Below are 23,820 nucleotides of genomic sequence, written 5' to 3' on the forward strand. Positions count from 1 at the left end.
GTCTCCGCCGCCTCCCCCCATGAAATCTCCGTAAAGTCGACATCCGTCACTTCGGATTCATGGTCGTCGCTCCAGCTGCTCCCCGCTTGAGCCTGCAATGCGAAGCGATCGCCGCTGACACCTCCACAATCCGCTCGCTCGACTGGGAACGGAGTCGCTTCGATATCGAATTCGGCCTGCGTAACGGCACCACCTACAACTCTTTCCTGGTACGGGGGGAACGCACAGCCCTGATCGACACCAGCCACGCGAAATTCCGCGACACCTGGATCCCCCTGCTCAAGGATCAGATCGATCCGAGCACGATCGATGTCCTGATCGTGAGCCACACGGAGCCGGACCATTCCGGTCTGATCGGAGATCTGATCGACCTGAACCCCAACATCGAAATCGTGGGGTCGAAGGTGGCGCTGCAGTTCCTCCAAGACCAGGTACACAGACCCTTTAAGTCCCGTGCGGTGAAGTCCGGCGAAGAATTTGATCTGGGGACCAACCCCGAGAGCGGCATCCAGCACCGTTTCGAATTCCTCAGCGCCCCAAACCTGCATTGGCCGGACACGATCTTTTCCTTTGATCACGGCACAGGAATCCTTTACACCTGCGACGCCTTCGGCCTGCACTACTGCTCCGAGGACGTCTTTGACGCCGATCCCGGCGCCATTGCTCCTGATTTCCGCTTCTATTACGACTGCTTGATGGGTCCCAATGCCCGCAGCGTGCTGCAGGCCCTCAAGCGCATGGATGGCCTACCTGAGATCAACACCATCGCCGTGGGACATGGGCCGCTGTTGCGCCATCACCTCAGTCACTGGGTGAGCGACTACCGGGAATGGAGTGGTCAGAGAAGCAAAGGAGAGAGTTATGCAGCCATTTGCTACCTCAGCCAGTACGGGTTTTCAGATCGAATCAGCCAGGCGATCGCCCATGGCGTTGGCAAGGCGGACGCCCAGGTTCAGCTGGTGGATCTGCGTGCCACCGATGCCCAGGAGCTGACGGCACTGATCGGGGATGCCAAAGCGGTGGTGGCACCCACCTGGCCTCTGGAACCGGATGCCGAACTGCAAGCGTCGATCGGCACACTGCTGGCCGCACTGAATCCCAAACAGATGGTTGGCGTGTATGACGCGTTCGGCGGCAACGACGAACCGATTGACGCCGTCGCTGATCAATTGCGAAACCAGGGACAGAAGCAGGCCTTCGCTCCCCTGCGTATCCGTCAACTCCCGCAGGGATCCGATTACCAGAGATGCGAGGAGTCGGGAACGGATCTTGGGCAGCTGCTGACCAAGGAAAAGACCCTTGCCGCGATGAAAAGTCTGGATGGCGACCTGGACAAGGCACTTGGGCGGATCAGCGGTGGCCTCTATGTGGTGACGGCCAGCCAGGGGGAGGGTGAGGAACGCCGCCGCGGAGCCATGGTGGCGAGTTGGGTCAGCCAGGCCAGCTTCTCTCCACCAGGCCTCACAGTTGCCGTAGCCAAGGATCGAGCGATCGAAACCCTGATGCAGACGGGTGATCGCTTCGTGCTGAATGTGCTGCGGCAGGACAATCACCAGTCTCTGCTGCGGCATTTCCTCAAGCGCTTCCCCCCCGGTGCCGATCGCTTTGCAGGTGTGAACGTGTTGGATGGAGTCGCCGAAGGTGGACCGGTACTCGGAGATGCTCTGGCCTACCTGGGTTGTCGGGTGGAGCAGCGCCTGGAGGGTCCAGACCACTGGATCATCTATGGCGTGGTGGAACAGGGCAATGTGGCGGATACCGATGCATCCACAGCCGTGCACCATCGCAAGGTTGGCAACCACTACTGATGACAGCGTCAGCGACAGCAACCACAACAGCCACACGGCAGACGATCACCCTGCCGATCGACACAGGGGCCACCAGCCTGCGCAGCCTCAGCCCGCAGCGCAGCCGCTTCGAGCTGGAATACGCCCTTGAACGCGGAAGCACGGCCAACAGCTTCCTGTTCGAAGGGGATGAGAACCACGCTGCGGTACTGGTCCACCCCCCAGGAGCTGCCTATGGCGAGGTTTTTCTGCCTGCTCTGACCGCAGTCATGCCCGAACCCAACCAGAAACTTCTGGTGGTGGTTGGCCATGTGAACCCCAATCGAGTCGCCCTGCTTCGGGAGCTGGCAGTGGCTTACACAGAGCTTGAGCTGATTGCATCCAACGCCGGCGCCAAGGTCTTGAACGAGTTGTGGAGCCTGCGAAAACCAGCCCCCCCTGGAGAGCTGTCAGACGAGCCGGCACTCCCGGATCTACCTCCGATTCGGGTGATCCGTCATGAGCAGAGCATGCCGCTCAGCCATGGACGCACCCTGTTGCTGCTGCCAGCCCCGACACCTCGATGGCCCGGAGGATTACTGGCTTTTGAAGAAGACCTCGGGCTGTTGATGAGCGACAAGTTCTTCAGCGCCCATCTCTGCACGGAAGACTGGTCCGAGAGCAACCGAAGCAGCACTGAAGAAGAGCGACGCCATTTCTACGACTGCCTGATGGCCCCCATGGCTCGGCAGGTGGACGCCCTTGTGGACCGCCTCGAAGACCTCGACATCAGCACCATCGCACCTGGCCACGGGCCAGCCATCGAAACGAGCTGGAGAAGTCTGCTGAGTGACTATCACCGCTGGGGGCAAAGCCATCAGCAGGCAAGCCTCAGCGTTCTGCTCCTGTTCGCCAGCGCTTACGGCAATACAGCCGCGATCGCCGACGCCCTGGCCCAGGGCGTGGGGCGCACCGGCATCCGGGTGAACAGCCTCAACTGCGAATTCACGCCAGCCAACGAACTGGTGGATGCGATTCAAAGGGCGGACGCCGTCCTGATCGGGTCTCCAACCCTGGGAGGACATGCCCCAACCCCCATCGTCTCCGCCCTGGGAACCTTGCTGGCCGAAGGGGATCGCAGCAAACCCGTCGGTGTGTTCGGCAGCTTCGGCTGGAGCGGAGAAGCGGTGGATCTACTCGAGAGCAAATTGCGGGATGGTGGGTTCTCGTTCGGCTTTGAGCCCATTCGGGTGAAATTCAGTCCGGATGCCGCACGGGTGAAGCAGCTCGAGGAAATCGGTACCCGCTTCGGCCGCCAGCTTCTGAAAATCCAGAAGCGCGCCCAGCGTCGTTCAGCTGGTGGCTTGAGTGAAAGCCGCAGTGACCCTGCCGTGGTTGCCCTCGGTCGGGTGATTGGAACCCTGTGTGTCCTGACGACTCGCAAGGGCGACATGAGTGGCGCGATGGTTGCCAGCTGGGTGAGCCAGGCCAGTTTTTCTCCTCCGGGAATCACCGTGGCTGTCGCCAAGGATCGTGCCGTCGAAACTCTGCTGCACAAAGGCGATCGCTTTGCGTTGAATGTTCTGGCTGAGGGGAGAGAAGCATCGCTGATGAAACAGTTCCTTCAACCCTTTGAACCCGGTGCCGATCGCTTCTCCGGCCTGGACCTGGAGGAAAGCCCTGCCGAGCAACCTCTGTTGCCAGAGGCTCTGGCCTGGCTGGATGGGGAGGTGAAACAACGAATGGAATGTGGCGACCACTGGCTGCTGTATGCCCAGGTCAACCATGGCGGCCTGTTTGATACAGAAGGCTCCACAGCCGTCCACCAACGGCGCAGCGGGGCGAACTACTGAGGAGCCCTTTCGGAAGGGAGGGAGTCTTATCAGTGGGGGAGCAGGCGTGACAACACAAATGCCACGGCGAAACCGGACCCACCAAGGATGCTCACCATGTCGTGTGTTTCCTCAAAGGCTTCCGGCACAACTGTTTGCAGCGTCATGGCCAGAACGCCACCTCCAGCCAGGGCAATCAGAGCTCCCTGCAAGATCGGGCCCGTGTCTTTCAGAAACACGAATGACAGCAGCGAAGTGAACGAACAGATCAACACCACGCCACCCCACATCAAGAGAATTGTCTTGAGCCGCCAGCCGGAACGCTGGAGTCCAGCTCCGCTGGCAAGACCCTCGGGAATGTTGGTGATCGCCACACTGATGATCACCGAGAGACTCACGATCCTGTTCTCCAACAGTGAGATGCCAATGCTTGCCGCCTCTGGAATGCCATCGATCAGAGCACCAATCACCAAGGCCATTCCGGCGGTTTGAGCGGAATCATCAGAGGACTCCTGAGGGAGTCCTCCGTGGATCGGAGAACGTCGACGTTTCACCCCCCTGTGTTGCAGCATCCGATTGAACAGCACAAAAAAGCAGAGACCCAGAAAGAAGCCGAACAAAGCCGGGCCAAGACCAGCTGTTTCGTACGCCACCTCAAGCAGGTCATACGACAAAAGCGAGATCAACAGACCTGCGCTGAAGGCCAGCATCACGGCAGTAATGCGCTTGCTGGGATGGGTGAAGGACCCGATCCAGGCCGAGATCAACAAGGATGCCGTCGCCAGAAAAGCCCAGCCAAACGCTTCATATGGCGTGGCCTGACCTATCGAGGCAGTCGGGGCAACAGCAAAAAGGAGAGAACAATCCAAATGTGTGAATTCGTGGATGTGCTTCTGCACAGCTAGCGACAAATCGTGTTGTTGAACTCCAGGATTGAGGGATGAATCTTTTGAACTGATGACCCATGGAGGGCCCGATCTCCTCGCCATTGCAGCAAGCAATGGCGAGAACCTGAAACTCGCCCAGCAGTTCGTCGACGCAGCCGCCGCCAGAGATGCCTCCGCAGATCTCCTTGATCTCACCCTCCTCGATCTTCCCGTTTTTACGCCGCGAAAGCAGAAAGAGGCTCCACCCAACGGACTGAGTGAACTGGAACAACGCCTGTTCAGCGCTCCACGCTGGGTGATCTGCGCGCCGGAATACAACGGATCGATCCCCCCTGTTCTCAGCAATGCAATCGCCTGGCTGTCCGTTCAGGGAGATGACTTTCGTGCCTTGTTCAACGGCAGACCCGTTGGCATCGCCAGCGTCTCCGGGGGCGGTGGCATGGAGGTGCTTCTGTCGATGCGCATTCAGCTCACACACCTTGGTGCACAGGTGGTGGGGCGACAGCTACAAAGCAACAAGGCCAAACCACCGCGTCAGGAAAGCGTGGATGATCTCGTGGCACGCCTGCTGCAACTACACCCCTTAGTGCTGTGAAATTCCGAGCATCAACCGAGCGATTTCACAGCCAGTTTGACTGGCTCGATTCGTGGCACAGCTTTTCCTTTTCCCATCACTACGACCCCCGCTGGATGGGGTTTGGACCACTTCGCGTCATCAACGACGACACCGTGGCAGCCGGTCGAGGCTTTGGAATGCATCCTCACCAGGACATGGAAATCGTGACCGTGATGGTGCAAGGCCAGCTGAACCACCGCGACTCCATGGGCCACAGCGAAGTGCTCAAAGCCGGAGAGGTTCAGAGGATGAGTGCTGGCACCGGAGTGGTGCACAGCGAAATGAACCTGGGCGAGGAAGCCTGCCGCTTTTTGCAGATCTGGATCGAGCCAGATCAACGCGATCTGAAGCCTGACTACGAACAGAAACCCTTTGGCATCGGACGCGACTGGACTGCTCTTCTGGATCCATCCGGAAGAGACGCTGCCATGGCCATCTCGCAGACACTCTTCCTTTGGAGAGCCAAACCGCAGCCCGGCGATGAACTCTCACTGCCAGCAGAAGGCGGTCCCATGCTTTGGCTGCAGCTGATTGATGGCGCGCTCAGCTGGACGTCGGAGCAGGGAGAGCCCGCAACCCTGGTGAAAGGAGATGGCGTGGGGCTCCACCGTGATGACCCACGTCTTCATCGGCTGAGAGGGACAGATTCCGGCGCTGACGTCTTGCTGTTCGCAATGAACGCTTAACACCACATGTGGTGAAGTGAGCATTCGAGAACGCATTCATTGCGACAGCACCGTGTATGGCCCCTAGCAATATCCACTGCGGCACCAGCACTGCGATTTTGACAATCTCCATGTCAATTGGTGAGCTGCGTCAGCCACCTTCGAGCGATCCCAAAGACATTCGGTGCATCACAGAAACACCACATCTTGTGCCCTGAAATAGCGAAGTCACAATTCAACGATCCCCCGAGCGATGGGATTTCTGATGAACCATCAGACCGTGGTGCGATACCGCGGCTTTCTGCTTCTGCCACAACTCAATCAGAGCTGGTTGGTCCGCCCTGAGCGGAGCCCGATGCGTCTGTTGCCTTTCAGGACAACCACCTGCTCGCTGGCGGATGTCAAAGCCCTTCTCGACTGGAGGCTCTCTCAGGAAGAAATAGAAATCAAAGCAGCCTGAAGATCAGGCTGCTGCCGGCGGTGGAGTGGGGTGGTCGATGGGTTGAAGAGGAATCACCAGGGTTGCCCAATGTTCAGGACGCGCCGGACGTTCACGACGGGCCTGGCGCACACCAAAAGGAACTCTCACAACGTTGGTGCCCTCGATCGGCAATGTATGGCCGCGACGAAGAGCCGATTCCAGGCCATCCGGTAAATCCGGAAGAGTTGGCGGTGGAGTGTTGCTAGTCCGATCCATGGTGTCCCCCGACAGACGAATCAGTTGTCGAACAGTTTGTTTTCAAAAGAAGCAAACCCTGTTCAAACCAAACCAAGTTTTCGGTTTTCAGTGAAAATTTAACGCGGTAACGCCTCAAACACCAGCAAACAGCTGAATTCAGGCGGCTGTCGCCATCTCCTCCACGGACGGACACGTGCAAACCAGATTGCGATCTCCGAAAGCGTTATCGATCCGAGCCACTGCAGGCCAGACCTTTTGCTGGTCCTGACCCTGCATTGGGAACGCCGCCTGCTCACGGCTGTAAGGACGGTCCCATAGATCAGACATCACCGTGGCCATCGTGTGGGGAGCCTGCTTGAGAGGGTTATTGATCGGATCAATGGCGCCGGTTTCAATGGCATGCACTTCCTCCCGGATCACGATCATCGCGTCGCAGAAGCGATCGAGTTCCGCAAGGCTCTCACTTTCGGTGGGTTCCACCATCACTGTTCCCGCCACAGGCCAACTCACGGTGGGGGCATGAAATCCGAAATCCATCAGACGCTTGGCAATGTCATCCACATCAATGGATGCGCTGCGTTTGAGAGGACGCAGGTCGAGGATGCATTCGTGGGCAACACGACCGGTGGGACCACGAAACAACACCGGGTAGTGCTCATCGAGGCGATGGGCCAGGTAATTGGCGGACAGAAGCGCCACAGCACTGGCCTGGCGGAGAGCCGCTGCACCCATCATCCGGAGATACATCCAACTGATTGGAAGAATTCCGGCACTCCCCAGGGCGGCTGCGGACACGGGGCCAATCGCAGAATTTGAGGGTGATGTCGCCAAGGGGTGGCCAGGCAGGAACGGGGCGAGGTGATCGGCCACACCGATCGGACCAACTCCGGGTCCACCACCACCGTGGGGGATGCAGAACGTCTTGTGCAGGTTTAGGTGACAAACATCGGCTCCATAGGCGCCAGGACGACAGAGACCCACCTGAGCGTTGAGATTGGCGCCATCGAGGTACACCTGCCCTCCGTTGGCATGGACCAAATCACAGATCCTGCGGATGCCCGGTTCAAAAACTCCATGGGTGGATGGATAGGTGACCATGAGTGCTGCGAGCCGGTCGGCATGTTCGGCAACACGGGCTGCGAGATCCTGCTGATCGATGTTGCCGTCGGCATCGCAAGCCACTGGAACCACCCGCAGGCCAGCCATCACCGCACTGGCCGGATTGGTGCCGTGGGCACTTGTCGGGATCAGGCACACATCGCGGTTCGCATCACCTCGGGACAGGTGCCAGGCCCGTATCACCAGAAGGCCGGCGTATTCCCCCTGGGATCCGGCGTTGGGCTGCAGTGACACTGCAGCGAACCCAGTCAGAGCCGACAACCACGCCTCAAGATCTCGGGAAAGGCGCTGGTAACCCTTGACCTGATCGGCCGGAGCAAAAGGATGCAAGGAACCGAATTCCGGCCAGCTGACGGGCAGAAGCTCAGAAGCAGCATTCAGCTTCATCGTGCAACTTCCCAGGGGGATCATCCCGTGCACCAGCGACAGATCTCGGCTGACCAGCCGCTGGATGTAGCGCATCAACTCGGTTTCACTTCGGTAGCGATGGAACGCTTCCTGCCTCAGCCATGGGGTTGTCCGCTGAGGAACACCGCTCAGGTCACCGGTGACCGAAGCGACAGGGGACGGTGCCGGCTTCTCGACAGCTGAAGCCAGGGCTGCGACCAGTTCAGAGAGTTCAGCGTCTGTACTGCATTCATCGAGGGCGATACCGAAGCCGCTGGCCTGGTCTGCTTCAACACCATGAGGCAACACCTGCAGGTTGAAACCGGCAGCCCTTGCAGCCCGATGAATCAGGGGTGCCTGAGGGCAGCTGACAACGACACTGTCGAAACGATCGATTGCAGCGAGGGAGAAGCCGAGCGACATGAGCGATGCTTCAAGACGCTGTCGCAGGCTCACCACCCGTCGCGCAATCGCGGTGAGACCTTCCGGTCCGTGATGGACCGCGTAAAACGATGCCATCACGGCCAACAACACCTGAGCTGTGCAGATGTTGCTGGTGGCCTTGTCGCGACGGATGTGCTGCTCGCGGGTCTGCAGCGCCAGGCGCAGCGCCGGCCGTCCCTCCGCATCGCGGGACTGACCAACCAGTCGGCCTGGAATCTGACGCTTGTAGGTCTCTCGGGTGGCGAAAAACGCCGCATGCGGTCCACCGAAACCCATCGGAACCCCAAAACGCTGCGCACACCCAACGGCGATATCAGCACCCATCGAGCCCACCGGCGCCATCAGTGTTTGGGCCAGGGGGTCGATGGCCACGGTGACCAGGGCCCCGACGTCGTGGGTGCGCTCGATTAACTCCGTGGGGTCCCAGACGCGTCCGTCAGCACCAGGGAGCTGCAGCAGTACGCCAAACACGCTGTCGTCAATGACGACGTCGTCCGAGTTCACCTGCTCCAGCTGAATCCCAAGTGGTTCAGCACGTGTCTGCAGGACCGCCCATGTCTGTGGCAGCACGGCTGAATCCACGAGGTAACGCAGAGCATCCGGTCGCTTGCACACCCCATGGCTGAGAGCCATCGCCTCTGCAGCCGCCGTGGCCTCATCCAAGAGCGATGCGTTGGCGATCGGCAGACCGGTGAGTTCGCTGATCAGCGTCTGGAAATTGAGCAGAGCTTCTAGCCGCCCCTGAGCAATCTCCGCCTGATATGGCGTGTAGGCGGTGTACCAGGCGGGATTTTCAAAAACATGCCGCTGAATCAACGCTGGCGTTGCGGTGCCGTGATAACCGAGGCCGATCAGCGATCGAGCGATGCGGTTATCGGCGGCGATGCCCTGAAGATCTCTAAGGGCTGTTGCTTCGTCACAACCCTCAGGAAGTTCTGCGAGTGGTGCCGTTTGATCGAGGATGTCGTCTGGAACGACATCAGCAATGAAGGCGTCGAGATCCCGGTAACCAAGCTGGGAGAGCATCTTCTGCTGGTCCTCCTCGCTAGGGCCGAGATGGCGCTGCAGGAATGGGGAGGACAAGGCGACCGAAGCGAGATTGCGGAGATCGTAAAGAAGGGTCACCAGCAACCGGTGTCAGCTGGCGTTCACCTTGGCACCATATGCAGCTGAATCGAGCAGCGTTTCGAGCTGGGAAGCATCCTTGGGGCGCACCATCAGCAGCCAGCCCTTGCCATGGGGGTCGCTCTGCAGTTCTTCAGGGCTGTCGAGCACTGATTCATTGCGCTGCACCACCTCACCATCCAGCGGGGCGTACATGTCCTCAACCGCCTTAACGGATTCCACGGAACCGAAACTGGCGCCCTTGCTGAGCTCGGAACCCACCTCAGGAAGCTCCACAAACACGATGTCTCCCAGCTGATCAACAGCGAAGGCACTGATCCCAACCCGAACCAGCTCACCATCGGCATGGGCGAACTCGTGACTGTCGGCGAAACGGAAGGATGCTGGAAACTCAAACGCCATTGGCTGGCTGGTCATGCTCTTGCTCCAGTTTGCGGGAGATTGATCAGACCTGCCGCATCGAGAGCTGCCAGCGCCTCGGTTAGAGCCAGCTGAACATGGGCCCGGTGCGTCCCTCCCTGCAGATAGAGGTTGAAAGGCTCACGCAAGGGGGCGTCTGCGGAGAGCTCACTGGTCGACCCATCAATAAAGGTGCCTCCCGCCATCACAAGTTCACTCTCATATCCGGGCATCGCCGCTGGCACTGGGTCCAGGTAGGCACCCACCGGTGAGCAGGCCTGGAGAGCTCGACAAACAAGAATCAGGCTCTCGGAGGAGCCCAGTTGCACGGCCTGAATCAAATCGCTGCGGTGATCTCCCGGGCCGGGATTCACGGCAAAACCCAGCCGTTGAAAGGCACCAGCCACGAGGTCAGCCCCGATCAAGGCCTCAGACACCATCTGCGGCGCTAGAAACAACCCCTGCAGGACCAAGCGCTGCAGGTCAAACCCTGTTCCCCCCTCGCTGCCGATGCCTGGAGCCGTCAAACGGCAACAGGCCTGCTCCACCAGATCAGCCCGACCAGCGACGTAACCACCTGTGGGGGCAATGGTGCCACCCAGGTTTTTGATCAGGGACCCGGCGATCAGATCAGCTCCCACATGGGGCGGCTCTTGCTCTTCCACCAGTTCGCCATAGCAGTTATCGACAAAGCAGACGCAATCAGGCTGGCGTGCATGGATGAGGTCGCAGAGTCGCCCGATCTCGGCAACGGCGAGCGATGGCCGCCAGCTGTAGCCACAGCTGCGCTGGATCAGAACCATCCGGAGCGGTGCCTCAAGAGCCTGTTCCAAAGCGGACTGATCGACAGCACCCGAGGCGGTGAGGGGAAGTTCGCTGTAGCGAACGCCGAAATCAGCCAGGGAACCCTGCTGCGTTCCACGCAGACCGATGACCTCCTCCAAGGTGTCGTATGGCCGTTCAGTGATCGAGAGCAAATGATCTCCCGGACGCAGCACGCCGAACAGTGCCGCGGCGATCGCATGCGTACCGCTGACGAACTGCAATCGCACCGCGGCCGCTTCGGCACCCAGCACCCTTGCGAACACGCGGTCCACCACCTCACGGCCCTGGTCCCCGTGGCCGTAGCCCGTCAGCGATGCAAAGTGCTGAGTGCCGAGCCGCTCAGCTGCGAAAGCGCTCAGAACCCGCTGCAAACGCGGCGCTACTCCCGCTGTGCGCTGCCTGGCGATCGCGTCCTGATCGGCGACCACCTGTTCAACCAAAGATCTGGCCCGCTCACAGGAGCTGGACTTGGCTTCACCAAAGGGCACTGGCTGAATCCGAGTTTCAGCAATGCAGCATGGTCACCCGAACACGAACTAGATCGGTGATTCCTTTAGATTTCCGTGACTAACGGCACCATCCGCTCCCGATCTACTGCTTGAGCGGCGCTGTCACCCCCTGGAGCATTCCTGTTGGTATCCACGCAAACAGCTGACACCCGCGAGGGTCGGCAATGGGCTGCGGTCACGGCTCCCCGCGGTCCTCTGCCTTCCCGACAACGTCGGCTCAAATCCGGCACAACCGGCTTCATGCTGGTGATGCACGTCCTGGCAACGGTGGCTCTGCTACCGCGGTTCTGGAGCTGGCAAGGCGTTGTTGCCTTCGGATTCCTCTACTGGGTCACGGTTCTGGGGGTCACCCTCGGACTCCATCGCCTGGTGGCCCACCGCAGCCTGGTGGTTCCGGTCTGGGTCGAGCGAATCCTGGTGATCATGGGCACTCTGGCCTGCCAGAGCGGACCGATCGAATGGGTGGGATTGCACCGCCACCATCATCGTTTCTCCGATCAGCCGAGCGATCATCACGACGCCGGTCGGGGGTTGTGGTGGAGTCACAGCGAATGGATGCTCCACGACATCCCTGCGTTGAAAGAACTCGATCGTTACGCAGGCGATCTTCTGGCCGACCCCTTCTACCGCTGGCTTGACCGCTGGTTCCTACTTCTCCAGATCCCTCTGGGTCTGAGCCTCTACTGGATCGGCGAAGCAACCCAGGTGCATGGAGGAGGGTTAGGTCTTGTGCTGTGGGCCATTCCCCTCAGGCTGGTTGTTGTGTATCACGTCACCTGGCTGGTGAATTCCGCCACCCATGCCTTCGGCTATCGCAACTTCGACTGTCCGGACCTTTCACGCAATTGCTGGTGGGTCGCGATCCTCTCCTTCGGTGAGGGCTGGCATAACAATCACCATGCGCACCCAGCCAGTGCTCGCCATGGCCTCCGCTGGTTTGAATTCGACTTCACCTGGCAGCACGTCCGACTGCTCAAGCGCCTTGGTCTGGCCAGCAGGATCCGTACAGCTCGATACGTGCCAGGTGCCTCCTGATTAGACGACAGCCAAGTCGTAGGCTGACCGATCGGAGTGAAATCGTTGACCCGTCCTGTCCCATGCCAAAGCGTGTAAAAGTCGTTCTCAATGAGGACATCCTCAGCCTCGGCAGGGACGGTGATCTTGTGGAAGTTGCTCCCGGATATGCCCGCAACTTCCTGCTGCCCTTCGGCAAAGCCGTTCCGGTGACGCCGGCGGTGATGAAGCAGGTGGAGCACCGCCGCGCCAAGGAAGTTGAGCGCCAGGCAGCTCTCAAGCAGCAGGCTTTGGATTTCCAAACCGCCCTCAACACGATTGGCCGCTTCACCGTTAAGAAACAAACCGGGGAGGACAACGTCCTGTTCGGCACGGTGACCAACGGCGATGTGGCTGAAGCCATCGAAGACGCCACCAAGAGGGAAATCGACCGACGCGACATCGTCGTGCCGGAGATCCACCGCACCGGCAAATACGCCGTCACGGTGAAACTTCACAGCGAAGTCACTGCTGAAATCAACTTGGAAGTGGTCAGTTACTGATCGCTAGCGAAACGGCTCAGACGAGCCAGAGTGAGAGAGCTGTCCTCAACGCCCTGCCGCCATGGTGAGCGTCCCCCTACCTGAGAACAACGATGGGGGACGCCGCGGCATCGCTCGAGGACGTCGCGATCAGGAACCCAATTTCGAGGCTCTGCCCGATTCGATCCCACCCCAGAACCTGCAGGCGGAAGAAGCTGTGCTGGGGGGGATTTTGTTGGACCCTGATGCCATCAGCCGCATTGCTGATGTGCTGCAGCCGGAAGCCTTTTATCTCAATGCGCATCGAGAGATCTTCCGCACTGCTCTGATGCTTCACGGCCAGGGCAAACCGACAGACCTCACGGCGATGACAGCGTGGCTGGCCGATACCGGTTCCCTGGACAAGGTGGGAGGCAGCAACCGGTTGATTGAACTGGTGGATCGTGTCAGTTCCACCGCTTCGATCGAGCAGGTGGCGCGGCTCGTCATGGACAAATTCCTACGGCGCCAGTTGATTCGCTCCGGCAATGAAGTGATCAAGCTGGGGTTCGATCAAAGCCTGCCAATGGAGCAGGTGCTCGATCAGGCGGAGCAGACGATCTTCGCGATCAGCCAGGAAAAACCCTCCAAGGGCCTTACGCCAACGGCCGAAATCCTCACCCAAACCTTTGAGGAGATCGAAAGCCGTTCGCTCGGCACATCGGTAGCCGGCATCCCGGTGAACTTTTACGACCTGGATGCGATGACCCAGGGCCTGCAGCGGAGCGACTTGATCATCGTTGCCGGCCGGCCGGCTATGGGTAAAACCTCGATTGTGCTGAATCTGGCCAAGAACGTGGCCCAGCTGCACGACCTGCCTGTCTGCGTCTTCAGCCTGGAGATGAGCAAAGAGCAACTCACTTACAGGTTGCTGTCGATGGAGGTGGGCATCGAAGCCGGCCGCCTGCGAACCGGCCGCCTGCAGCAGGAAGAATGGCCCTTGCTGGGCCAGGGCATCAACACCCTCGGACAGCTGCCGATCTTCATCGACGACAAACCAAACTCCGGCGTGTTGGAGATGCGCTCTCTCTGCCGGCGCCTGATGGCTGAACAGGGCAAGGAGCTGGGCCTGGTGGTAATCGACTACCTCCAATTGATGGAAGGCTCGAGCCCCGACAACCGCGTACAGGAGATTTCACGGATCACCAGAGCTCTCAAAGGCATGGCCCGAGAGCTAAACGTGCCGGTGATTGCCCTTTCTCAGCTGAGCCGGGGTGTTGAGTCACGGACCAACAAACGCCCGATGCTGAGCGACCTGCGGGAATCGGGCTCGATCGAGCAGGACGCCGACCTGGTACTGATGATCTACCGCGACGAGTACTACAACCCTGAAACCCCCGACCGAGGCATCACCGAAGTAATCGTGACCAAGCACCGCAACGGGCCGGTTGGCACAGTGAAGCTGCTGTTCGAACCCCAGTTCACCCGCTTCCGCAATCTCGCGGTATAAAATAAAACAAACACTAAACAATCAATTGGGAATGTTCAGCTTTCAAATTCTTGCTCTCCAGTGCAAGGACACAGAGAAATAACGACAGCGAAGCCCTGGATGACAGACAGACGAGCCGTTGACGCCATATGGGATGAACAATAATGCAAACAAAACGATATGAACAGGCAACCAACAGCCTTGAACAAAACAGCCTTGAGCACAACAGCCTTGTAAATCAATACATCGACAAATCATTTCAAAGCTGTACTGATCTACAACAACTATCTCAAACGCTTAGTCCAAATCTTGTGGCTTTGCAGCTCAGCAAAGGTCCTCTGCAAGGACGCATCCGCATTGTTGCATTGAAGGAGTTTCGATTCAATCTGCTGGAAACAAACCAGAGTTTATTCCTCAGCGGAAAACGAAGACCCGGCACATGCACCATGGCCATTCCACTACAGGAGATAGAGACCAACAACACGTACCGAGCCCAAGGCATAGAAATGCCTTGGGCAGGAATCATTGGTTTCAACCGAAGGCTGACTGATTTTGATCTAAAAATCCCTGCGGGAGCCCAATTGGCGACAGTGGTGATCAGCCACGAGACATGGAGCAACCGTTATGTGAAACAAGGTGATAGCTCATGCCTGTCGGAACGATGGGAGAAGAGCAATCAACTGGAACTACAAAGGCCGTATTTCCTCAACCTTCAACAACAACTACTGAACCTGGTAAACGGCAAAGCAGATGTATGGACGACCAAGGAGTCCGATCAGTTGATCGATCGTCTGATCCAGTGTTTTGAAGATCCAACAGCACGCACCCTGCCGATCGCAAAGCGCGAAGTGCGTCATGAAGCTGCCGTTGAATTACTGCATTGGTGCGCCAACAACCCCACATCCTTGATCAGCATCGAAAAAATTAGCAACGAAATTTTTCAATCACGCACATCCTTATTCAAAGGTTCGAAAGAACATTTCCAACGCACACCAATGGAACTGCAACGTGCGATCCGAATGGATCGCGTACGGCAACTGCTGCTCAATCCCAGGCAATGCCGAAGCCAAGGCCTCAAGGGCGTCGGCGAAATCGCAGCCTCCCTAGGCTTCAGCAGCCGCAGTCATTTTGCGAAGCACTATGAGGATTATTACCACGAATTACCGATAGAAACACTGAAGCGAGATCAAATGCAATTCAGCTAAACGAGTACAAACTTTATTCGCGGACTATTACGCTCGTAACTAGTCCTGTTTAGCCCTGAAGCGGGTTGTGGAGCCAAAACAAAATCAGTAAAAATGGCTCAAAAATCTGCCGTTGGAAAGAATCTCTCTCAAGATTAAAGCAAATGACAATGGCTCTTTCAACTACTACTTAGACAGCAGATGATCGTCTATTCACAGCAAACCTTTATGCATTACAGCAGAATCAAAAAAGTGACATTTCAGAAGACAGTAAAGATGGCGGGTCGAAGAAAGACATACTGCGATCGGAGGCAAAACTCACCTCAGCATCCCATTCAACAGTTTGAAAAAAACCAGTCTCAACAATTTGAGTAAATGCTTGTTTGGGAGGATTTGACTTTTTAGGCTTATCAAACACACGACTAGAGCGGCCGGAGCCTCGACAACCTCCTCGAGAACGACGCGAAGATTGATTCACTGAAAAAACGGCAATATTATCAAACGGCCAATCTGGCTCATCAATCAAGGAATTGCCCTTACACAACAAATCATTTGCAACATCTTTTTGAGTGACGCCAGTCGATGGATCTAGTACACCTATGAAACGATCGCGACGAAGTTGCCCGATGACAAAATCCTCCCGTGCATACCGCTTCGAACTTGCTGTAGGGGGCAAGCTTTTAACTTTACGGGTCAAACCTGATGCGAGGGCAGAACCAGTGAGACTGACATCAACCAACTGTCGAGATGGCTTTAATTTCTTAAACAACTTCTGCTCCAATGTTGCTGCGGGAATATTCTTATTCTTACCTGCCAAGTTAGCAACAACAGCAGAAACCATAGGGGCTGCCTGAGACGTACCGCTTTTAGCCGTAACACCGGACACAGTAAAAGCATCGGAACTCACAATTCGCTCACCAGGCGCAAAAAGATGAACGGTTTCCTTGCCAAAATTTGAAAAGGGTGCAACGGCTCCAGCCAAGGTGACTGCACCGACAGATATCATCCCTGGAACATTTGCGGGAGTTCCAGGTAGAACATCATTATTGTTGGATTGATTTCCAGCTGCGGCTACAAAAACAGCACCATACTTTTCACGACCCAAACGCACTGCTTCCTCCATAAAAGAAAACTCAGAAGGAGGCAATCCAACATCACCAAAACTATTATTGATCACCTTGGCACCATTATCCAGAGCATAAGACCAAGCAAATAATGCATCGGACAACCGCCCATTACCATTCACATCAAGAATGCGGAGAGGCATTATTTTTGACTTGGGTGACAAGCGAGTCACAATGCCCGCAACATGGGTCCCATGACCCTGCGGATCGCCATTATTCAACAATGAAGTGCTTAAGCCGGCAGAGCTAAGCACATCAAATCCGTAGACATCGTCGACCACTCCATTGGCATCATCATCAAGACCGTTTCCAAGAATTTCAGCAGCGTTCGTCCATAGTTTTGGGACAATATCGCTGTGATTGAGATTGAGGCCTGAGTCGACAATCGCTACGACAGCCATCAATAAAAAGATTCAATCAATCTATAGCAGAACTTGAGATAAATGAAAAGGGGAATGACCCGTGAAGCACAGATTATGAGTTTCCATAAGGGAACCGATTCGATCGCTTAGATCAATGTATACATGTTCTTCATCATCCAGACATAGCCAATCCATAACAGTTGAAGGATACCGGGTTGCAAGTTTATTGATAGAGAACGCGAAACTAGCTACGGAAAACACAGCTAGATCATCTCAACCAAATCGGCAGTGAATTGTGAGTGATCGAACTGCGGTGAATTCCTGATTACTGCAACCACACCTCCAAGATCACCCAATCCAGGCTCGTCACCGTTCTGGTTGAAGAGAATAAAAACATCTTTTTTATTCGCCTTGGAAATAAAGTCGATATCGCTATTTTGGAGTTTCTTGAACATCTTCTTGTTTTTCGGAATCCCAATCTCAGCCCCGTTTTCAAGGCCAAAATCCACTGCCCGAATCACCAGACGATCGGACGCTGGATCGAAACCCTTAATGATCTGAGCATTTTTCTTTGTGTATTTATCACGAGGTATTAGCTCATAAGAGACGCCGGTCACATCATCGGACGGAAGAGGATCGTCGGAACCAGGCTCACCGGGTGCATTGGAATTATTAACATTCTTGACAGTCACATTAACCTTTCTCCGAGAAACATTGCCAGATACATCTTCGGCTGTTACAAACATCGTGTATTTTGATTTCTCCTGAAAGCCAGATTCTTCACCCAAGACAACGACACCAGTTTCAGGGTCAATATCGAAATAGCCTGAATCACCTTTACTATCATCCAAGCCAAATACGATTGGAGGTGTATCATCAGTCGCTGTTGCCTGATAAATAGTATCCGCTTCAGACAACGCTCCTTTCACTTTGGCCCTGCCACCGGAGGTAAACTTCGGAGGATCATCATCAACATTATTCACCTCAAACCGAACAAACTTCTCAGAGGAGTTGCCAGCCTCATCATGGGCGGTGACAACAAAAGAGCGCGGTTGCTGAGAATCCTCATGATCAGGATTCAAGCCGAATCTCACATCACCTGAAAGGGGATCAACAGAGAAAGAATCAGTATCATCAATCGAGTACATTACCAGCGATTCATCATCAGAGGTGACCGCGTAAATCAGCTGATTATCACCACTATTCTCATCCAGGGACAGTGCAATATCAGCCGACGTGATTCGGGGTAAACGCGTATCCAATGTGAACACAAGTGGCTCCGAAGCAACGGATTGATTTCCCACTGGATCAGTCGCACGAACCGTCAGCCGATGCACACCATCGTCCAGTTTGGGTAATTGATCCGTATAACTCCATTGCCCTGAAGAATCAGCACGCACAGTACCGATCTGCTGATCATCCAGAAAAAGATCAACGGTGGAGTTGATCTCGGCCGTGCCCTTGAAATCAGGTGATGGATGGTTGGTTAATTGCTTTGAAGACGGTGTTTCAGCATTGTCACCACGAATCAATTCAGGAGTCGCGGGTTGAACGGGTGGATTCGTGTCTGGCTTCACCTTGATGGTGTAGGGAACAGTAAGGGTTTGTGAATCTCCCTTGGAATCTTCAACACGGAAAACAACAGAATGCTTACCGAGCGCATCAACATTCGGAGTCCCCTTCAGGTGACCATCCGGCGTCACACTCAACCAGCCCGGTCCATCCACCATCGAAAAGCTGAGAGGGTCTCCATCAGCATCAAAGGCAAGATCAGCAATCGAGGATGCATAGGGCTCTTGCACAAAGGCATCATCCAGTTCCCAAGCGATTGATTTCCAGACAGGCGGCTGATTGTCGGTCCGCTTTCGAACAACGCGGAATCCCCAATCAGAGCCTTGATCAGACGCTGCCCTGGGCTTACCAGGGGGCAGCGAACTCATGGAGTTGCGATTCACAGGATGGAGGAAACTGCCACCTTTGCGAAAACGAGCTGGTAATTTACTTTGTCCAATCTCAGTAAGATCATCAAGCCATTCCCAGGCATTGCCAGCCTGGTCGAACGTGCCATGGGGGCTGGGGTAGTCGAAGCTGCCGACTGGAGCAAGGCCTGAAAAGGAAGAACCTTCGATATTGGCCTGTTCAACCCCGATGGAATCACTCTGGGTTGGGAAGGCATACAGCGTTGGAACCGACGCAGACGAATACAAACCAGCCTTAAGCCATTCCGCATGGGAGGGAAGCGCAAAGGCACCGTCATCAAACGCATCCTGATTGCGTTGAATTGGTTCATTCTTATTGTCATCCTGCTTGGGCATCATCGTGTAAACACCTTTCTCCGTACTGCCAGTCGACAGCCAGTTCACATAGCGAGCAGCATCCCAGAAACTGACATAAGTCACGGGGTAATTGGCCAACTCAGGGACAACCGAATAGGAATAGTCGCCTGATTCACCGTCTCGAGTGATTCCACCGATCCCTCGATCAAGATCCGTCAGACCCATTTTTTTATCGTAGAGATAATAATCGTCGACGGAGGCCACGGAATTCAAAAATTGCGCATATTGTGCATTCGTTACTTCGTAGGTTCCCATGTAAAATTCATAATCGGGCAAAGGCAAAGTCGACTTGGACACAGGGTCGATCGGTAGTGGATCCCCAGGACGAGCGCGAACCAGAACATTCGGCATCACAGGCCGAGCCTCAGCCACCTGAAACGACCAAAGATCGCCCTCAACAATGGAACCATCCTGCTGTTCCGTATCAACACGCCAGTAATAGGTACGGCTGGGAATCAACTCTTCGGGTGGTGTAAATATATTATTGGCTTGCGAACTGGCCAATGGGAGGCTGCTTGAATCCTCCCCGAAGTAGATATGATTCAGCGCAACATTCTTACCTTCAAGCCACATTAAATCAGCGTCAGGCTTGACAGTCTGTGAACCACTGGGGGCAATTGGGGTCCTGGCTTTCTTTATACGATGACCTGGGATCCAATAGGAATCAGCTCCAAATTCATAGGCACCACTATCGGGGGCCTCTCCCTGATATCCATCAGTAACACCATGAATATGCAAACCAAGATCAATCAGAGGTGATCCTTCCCTTGGGCGAAAATCAAAATTTTCCGGGTCACGTAGCTCTTCTTTAATCAACGTTGTGCGTCTATCAGCTTGTCCGTGATCGCTTACATAGGAATTACCAATCGCCTGATTCGGTGAGCCAACGCCAAAGGGATCAGGCATCCGGTCGAAAGCGTTGTTATGAATCGTTGAATTGAAATGGCCCAGACGCCGATTCGGATCCTTCCCATATTTTGATGGTATGTATCGACACTCCCACTCCAAACAACCAGGAGTGGAGTCCAAGTAACCATAAAACTTGCCACGACTAGAACTAATATCGTAAGAAAAATTAGAAACTAAAGTGTTATTCACTATTTCATGCTGATCACCTTTAATTCTCATTCCACGGCGCGTTTGCCTTGAAACATTGTGATGTGCGGTACCGCGGATACCAGCGGGACTTCCATCAAATCGAATGCCATTGCGACCTGGAGCATCATGAATCCAGTTGTAGGCGACCAAAGATCCTTCTTGAGATGACGCAGGAACCTGTATCCCTGAGATGTCTCCATCACCATGGAAGGCGTAAATATGGTTGTAGCGCCAAACAGAGGAATCACCAATTTTTCCTCCACCACCAAAGCCAAAGGTGTGGAAAGTATTTCTCTCAACATTCATACGTGGTGCCGCCGCGACCCTCAGGGCTCCTCGATCGCGAACATTGTGCAAATAACTGTTCTTCAACTCCAAACCAGGGCCTGCAGCACGCAGAAAACCACTGATGCCATTGGCAAATTCAGAGTTGATAAAACTGATATTGGAATCGGGAACATTCTCCAATTCCGGACGACCTTTCAGGCTGACTGGTTGAATGCGATTATTATAAAGAGGGCGTTGTCCATCCTTCAACATCCGACCGTCATAGGTTGGATAAAGAAAGCGCATCTGATCAAAATTTAAATTGGTCGCTTCATTCAATTCAAAGATTCCAGTATGTAAGGCGATCCCTTTAAAATCTAAAAATGATGAATCCTTGATCTCGAGCAACGAGTGATAATCGGCATCTGGATGTTGGTCAGGATCAGCGATATAGGAAGTTGAACGATCCCAGGCACGAGCCTGCAAGTCACTAAGATTGGGATCCTGGTCATCAGGCAGCCAGACGTAGAGATCTCCTGATTCCTTGTCGTAATGCCATTCCTGAGGACGATCCAGCAATCCCAAGTGGCCCTCGAGATGATAGTGAAACTGTTTGGTTCCCTGGACAGGTCCATTTTTAAGAGGCCAGAGATCGGCAGTCTCTACGGAACCGTCGTTGCCACTGGTCCAGTTGAAATTCTTCAGGGCCTTCTGTCCAGGGCTGCGGAGCCACAATTCAAAGTTTGGATCAATGTCAAATGATGATTCGCCAGCCTTGTGATTTATAATCTCGCCAGAATGAGTTAGACCAAAGCTCTTGTGAGGCACCAGCATGGCCCCATCAACACTGAAGCCGAGATCAGCCAATCGTTGTTGACTTTCATGATTGGTATACACATCTGGCAACTCAGAATTCACCAGCGCGAGAGCTCGCGTTCCTTCAATATCCCAGTAACTTTCTGGTGTTGCATTTCGGCGATCGGAATCATCAAGCCGATCCCATTCCTTTGTGATGTTCGGCCAACGGGCCGCCGTTAACATCTGACCATCGAGATAAAGCTGTGAAATATCAAAATTTAAGTTCGTCTTCCAGATGTTGTCGTCATGCGGCTGCCAGTCGGTCGTAATCTGCTCAGCTCCGGTCAGGACAACATCCTCGTTCTGATAATTTTCAAACGTGATTGGCGCGTCTTCCCGGCCATTCAAATTCTCGATTCTGAGACGCTCTCGAAACGTTCCGCCACGGATTGAAATCACATCACCGGGTTTGGCATTATCAATCGCGTATTGAATCGTTCTGAACGGCGCCAGCAAGCTGCCGGGGTTGCTATCACTTCCATCGTTGGAAACAAACACAACACCGTCTGTTGGCGGCAACGCATCAGCCGCGAGAATCAGCGTGGCAGAAGCGGTCGCAGCAGAAGTGAATTCAGGAGCCAGACCATCCACCACAAGCTCAAGAGCCTTGGCCTGTGAAAGTTCCTCTCCGTCGGCATTCAACTCTTGGGCGGTGATGGAATAGCGGCCATCGAGAAATGCTTTCTCATCAGAAAGGGGCAACTGCCATTCACCGTCTTCATCGACGGGCGCCGAACCGATGTACGTCGACTTTGCAGTGGAATCCTCAGACGACTCTGCAAACAACTCAATTCTCGAACCAGGAGTCGCCACACCGGAAAATCGAGGAGTTCGCACCTGGGTGACCGCATCGCGATCCGAGCTGCCTGTGTCCGATGCCGCATCGAGGCGAAGTGCTGAAAGCAGCTCCAAGTCCGGGTTGATCTCCGTCGGATCGAGCTCCTCATCCACATCGGGCAATGCATCGTCACCGGGGGATGTCTGATCCGCCACGGAGATCAGACCATCCGCTTCTGGATCCTCGTCTGGGAGGTCTGTCTCTGATTGTTCGTCGTCCTCAGAAATCGACGTGACATCTGAATTGGTTCCATCAGAGTCGTCATTGGTCGAATCTTCATCGACAGCGACAACAGTGTCATCATCCGATTCCCCATCGGCGTTAGAAGACGACACAACCTCATCATCGCTGTCAGAATCGTCAATCGATGGCACGTCAAGGCTTGTCATGCTCACCATCGCTCCATCCCCTGAAGCCGAAACGTCCTCGTCTGTGAGTTCAACAGGTGCTGGTGTTTCAACTGTCAGTGCAACAACAACATCAAGGGAACTGCTGTTACCAGCGACATCTGTTGCAACAACCCTGAACTGCAGACGCTCGGGTATGGCGATCAACTCCTCTGTCGTCAGACGAACCTCTCCAAGGATGGGGTCAATCGACAAGCCATCCAGGGAGGAACCATCGAACGGCTCCAGGCTGTAGACAAGCTCCGACAGATCCGTCGCCGTAGCGGTGTAGATCAGATGACTGATGGGAGGCAGCTCATCGACCGAAGCAGCAGTGATGCCGCCACCGCTGCTGCTGTCATCAAGGATTGCCGACTGAAAACGCGCGTCCCATCCCGCAAACAGGGCCTTGGCAGACGTCTTCCAACCTGTTTTGCCAGATACAGTCCCATCAGGATTTACATCGAGGCGTCGAAACAAGCTCGATTTACGGCCTTGTTGACGGAGCAGAACCTGAAAACCCGTCTCGGTGCCAATGGCCTGAATCGCATCCCATCGTTTTGAACTCTTATCGCTTAACGCCTTACCTGCCGCATTCTTCAACGTGACAGATCCGTCCTGAGACGCCATCCGATATCCCTGTCCAGCATCGAGAAACCCATCTCCATCCGCATCCTTCTCCAAACCGAAAATGCCATCCACTTGGATGACATCTCCGAAACGATCTTCCCAATTCCTCTTTAACGCACGATTAACAGGTTGCCATTTCGAGCGCCCATTAATACGTCCTGCTGAATTAACATTCAGAAAACGAAACAAGCCTTTTTTATGCTCCTCCCCCTGAACAAGAACCTCATATCCATTCGATCCAGAAATGGCGCGAACTGGCGTCCAGCTTTTTGTCGAGTCATCAGTAAAAAGCCGATCTTTCCAGTTGGTTAGGGGGAGCTCTCCGCCATCCACAACCAACGTAAAAGTATCCGCACTATCAACAAAGCCATCACCATCCCGATCAATGCGTGAAAGATTTACTGAATGATTCGCAGACATGGCTTTGGCAAAGAAGAGTAGTTGAGCTAATAAACGAAAATCAATGGAAGATTGAGAAGCT

Annotated in this window: 16 protein-coding genes; 9 read left to right on the forward strand and 7 right to left on the reverse strand. The window is 55.1% G+C overall.

Translation table 11 applies throughout. The annotated features are described in order from the left end of the window. Nucleotides 1-59: 59 nt before the first annotated feature. Both SYN9616_RS0110760 and SYN9616_RS0110765 read left to right on the forward strand, forming a co-directional pair. The gene (locus tag SYN9616_RS0110760) at nt 60-1,808 is read left to right on the forward strand and encodes a diflavin flavoprotein (RefSeq protein WP_028953084.1); all 1,749 of its coding nucleotides are present in this window, start codon (nt 60-62) and stop codon (nt 1,806-1,808) included. Next, the gene (locus tag SYN9616_RS0110765) at nt 1,808-3,619 is read left to right on the forward strand and encodes a diflavin flavoprotein (RefSeq protein WP_037990962.1); all 1,812 of its coding nucleotides are present in this window, start codon (nt 1,808-1,810) and stop codon (nt 3,617-3,619) included. Before SYN9616_RS0110760 ends, SYN9616_RS0110765 begins: the two co-directional genes overlap by 1 nt. Nucleotides 3,620-3,648: 29 nt before the next feature. Here the strand turns inward: SYN9616_RS0110765 and SYN9616_RS0110770 are convergent, their stop codons facing one another. After that, nucleotides 3,649-4,467 (reverse strand): ZIP family metal transporter, encoded by an 819-nt coding sequence (locus tag SYN9616_RS0110770; protein ID WP_156918767.1) that lies wholly within the window; start codon nt 4,465-4,467, stop codon nt 3,649-3,651. Nucleotides 4,468-4,555: 88 nt separating this feature from the next. On the opposite strand from SYN9616_RS0110770, the gene SYN9616_RS0110775 reads away from it, so the two are divergent. From SYN9616_RS0110775 to SYN9616_RS0110785, 3 genes are all read left to right on the forward strand, one after another. Beyond that, complete coding sequence (locus SYN9616_RS0110775; protein WP_028953087.1) at nt 4,556-5,080, forward strand: NAD(P)H-dependent oxidoreductase; 525 nt, start codon at nt 4,556-4,558, stop codon at nt 5,078-5,080. Next, complete coding sequence (locus SYN9616_RS0110780; protein WP_028953088.1) at nt 5,077-5,787, forward strand: pirin-like bicupin family protein; 711 nt, start codon at nt 5,077-5,079, stop codon at nt 5,785-5,787. The genes SYN9616_RS0110775 and SYN9616_RS0110780 overlap by 4 nt, the downstream gene beginning before the upstream one ends. A gap of 232 nt (nt 5,788-6,019) precedes the next feature. Then, the gene (locus tag SYN9616_RS0110785) at nt 6,020-6,226 is read left to right on the forward strand and encodes a hypothetical protein (RefSeq protein ID WP_028953089.1); all 207 of its coding nucleotides are present in this window, start codon (nt 6,020-6,022) and stop codon (nt 6,224-6,226) included. A gap of 3 nt (nt 6,227-6,229) precedes the next feature. Here the strand turns inward: SYN9616_RS0110785 and SYN9616_RS0110790 are convergent, their stop codons facing one another. The 4 genes from SYN9616_RS0110790 to SYN9616_RS0110805 form a co-directional block, all read right to left on the reverse strand. Next, nucleotides 6,230-6,463 (reverse strand): hypothetical protein, encoded by a 234-nt coding sequence (locus SYN9616_RS0110790; protein WP_028953090.1) that lies wholly within the window; start codon nt 6,461-6,463, stop codon nt 6,230-6,232. Between the two features lie 138 nt (nt 6,464-6,601). Further along, the gene (gene gcvP, locus SYN9616_RS0110795) at nt 6,602-9,520 is read right to left on the reverse strand and encodes an aminomethyl-transferring glycine dehydrogenase (RefSeq protein ID WP_369791930.1); all 2,919 of its coding nucleotides are present in this window, start codon (nt 9,518-9,520) and stop codon (nt 6,602-6,604) included. Between the two features lie 12 nt (nt 9,521-9,532). Next, nucleotides 9,533-9,922, reverse strand: a complete 390-nt coding sequence (gene gcvH, locus SYN9616_RS0110800; protein WP_028953092.1) for a glycine cleavage system protein GcvH — start codon at nt 9,920-9,922, stop codon at nt 9,533-9,535. A gap of 11 nt (nt 9,923-9,933) precedes the next feature. After that, entirely contained in the window at nt 9,934-11,184 is a 1,251-nt protein-coding gene (locus SYN9616_RS0110805; RefSeq protein ID WP_369791946.1) for an aminotransferase class I/II-fold pyridoxal phosphate-dependent enzyme, read from the reverse strand. Between the two features lie 192 nt (nt 11,185-11,376). On the opposite strand from SYN9616_RS0110805, the gene SYN9616_RS0110810 reads away from it, so the two are divergent. The 4 genes from SYN9616_RS0110810 (at nt 11,377) to SYN9616_RS0110825 (ending at nt 15,461) form a co-directional block, all read left to right on the forward strand. Continuing rightward, nucleotides 11,377-12,288 (forward strand): fatty acid desaturase, encoded by a 912-nt coding sequence (locus SYN9616_RS0110810; protein WP_028953094.1) that lies wholly within the window; start codon nt 11,377-11,379, stop codon nt 12,286-12,288. Nucleotides 12,289-12,350: 62 nt separating this feature from the next. Then, the gene (gene rplI / locus SYN9616_RS0110815) at nt 12,351-12,809 is read left to right on the forward strand and encodes a 50S ribosomal protein L9 (protein ID WP_028953095.1); all 459 of its coding nucleotides are present in this window, start codon (nt 12,351-12,353) and stop codon (nt 12,807-12,809) included. 61 nt (nt 12,810-12,870) lie between these two features. After that, nucleotides 12,871-14,277, forward strand: a complete 1,407-nt coding sequence (dnaB, locus tag SYN9616_RS0110820; protein ID WP_028953096.1) for a replicative DNA helicase — start codon at nt 12,871-12,873, stop codon at nt 14,275-14,277. A gap of 143 nt (nt 14,278-14,420) precedes the next feature. After that, on the forward strand, nt 14,421-15,461 hold the full coding sequence (locus SYN9616_RS0110825) for a helix-turn-helix transcriptional regulator (protein ID WP_084218346.1): 1,041 nt from the start codon (nt 14,421-14,423) through the stop codon (nt 15,459-15,461). Nucleotides 15,462-15,684: 223 nt separating this feature from the next. Here the strand turns inward: SYN9616_RS0110825 and SYN9616_RS16580 are convergent, their stop codons facing one another. Together SYN9616_RS16580 and SYN9616_RS16160 are read right to left on the reverse strand one after the other, a co-directional pair. Beyond that, nucleotides 15,685-16,965, reverse strand: a complete 1,281-nt coding sequence (locus SYN9616_RS16580; RefSeq protein ID WP_071991452.1) for a S8 family serine peptidase — start codon at nt 16,963-16,965, stop codon at nt 15,685-15,687. Between the two features lie 224 nt (nt 16,966-17,189). Then, nucleotides 17,190-23,759 (reverse strand): Ig-like domain-containing protein, encoded by a 6,570-nt coding sequence (locus SYN9616_RS16160; protein ID WP_084218347.1) that lies wholly within the window; start codon nt 23,757-23,759, stop codon nt 17,190-17,192. Between the last annotated feature and the right edge of the window lie 61 nt (nt 23,760-23,820).

Origin of the sequence: Synechococcus sp. CC9616 (assembly GCF_000515235.1) — a bacterium.
Taxonomy (GTDB): Bacteria; Cyanobacteriota; Cyanobacteriia; order PCC-6307; family Cyanobiaceae; genus Parasynechococcus.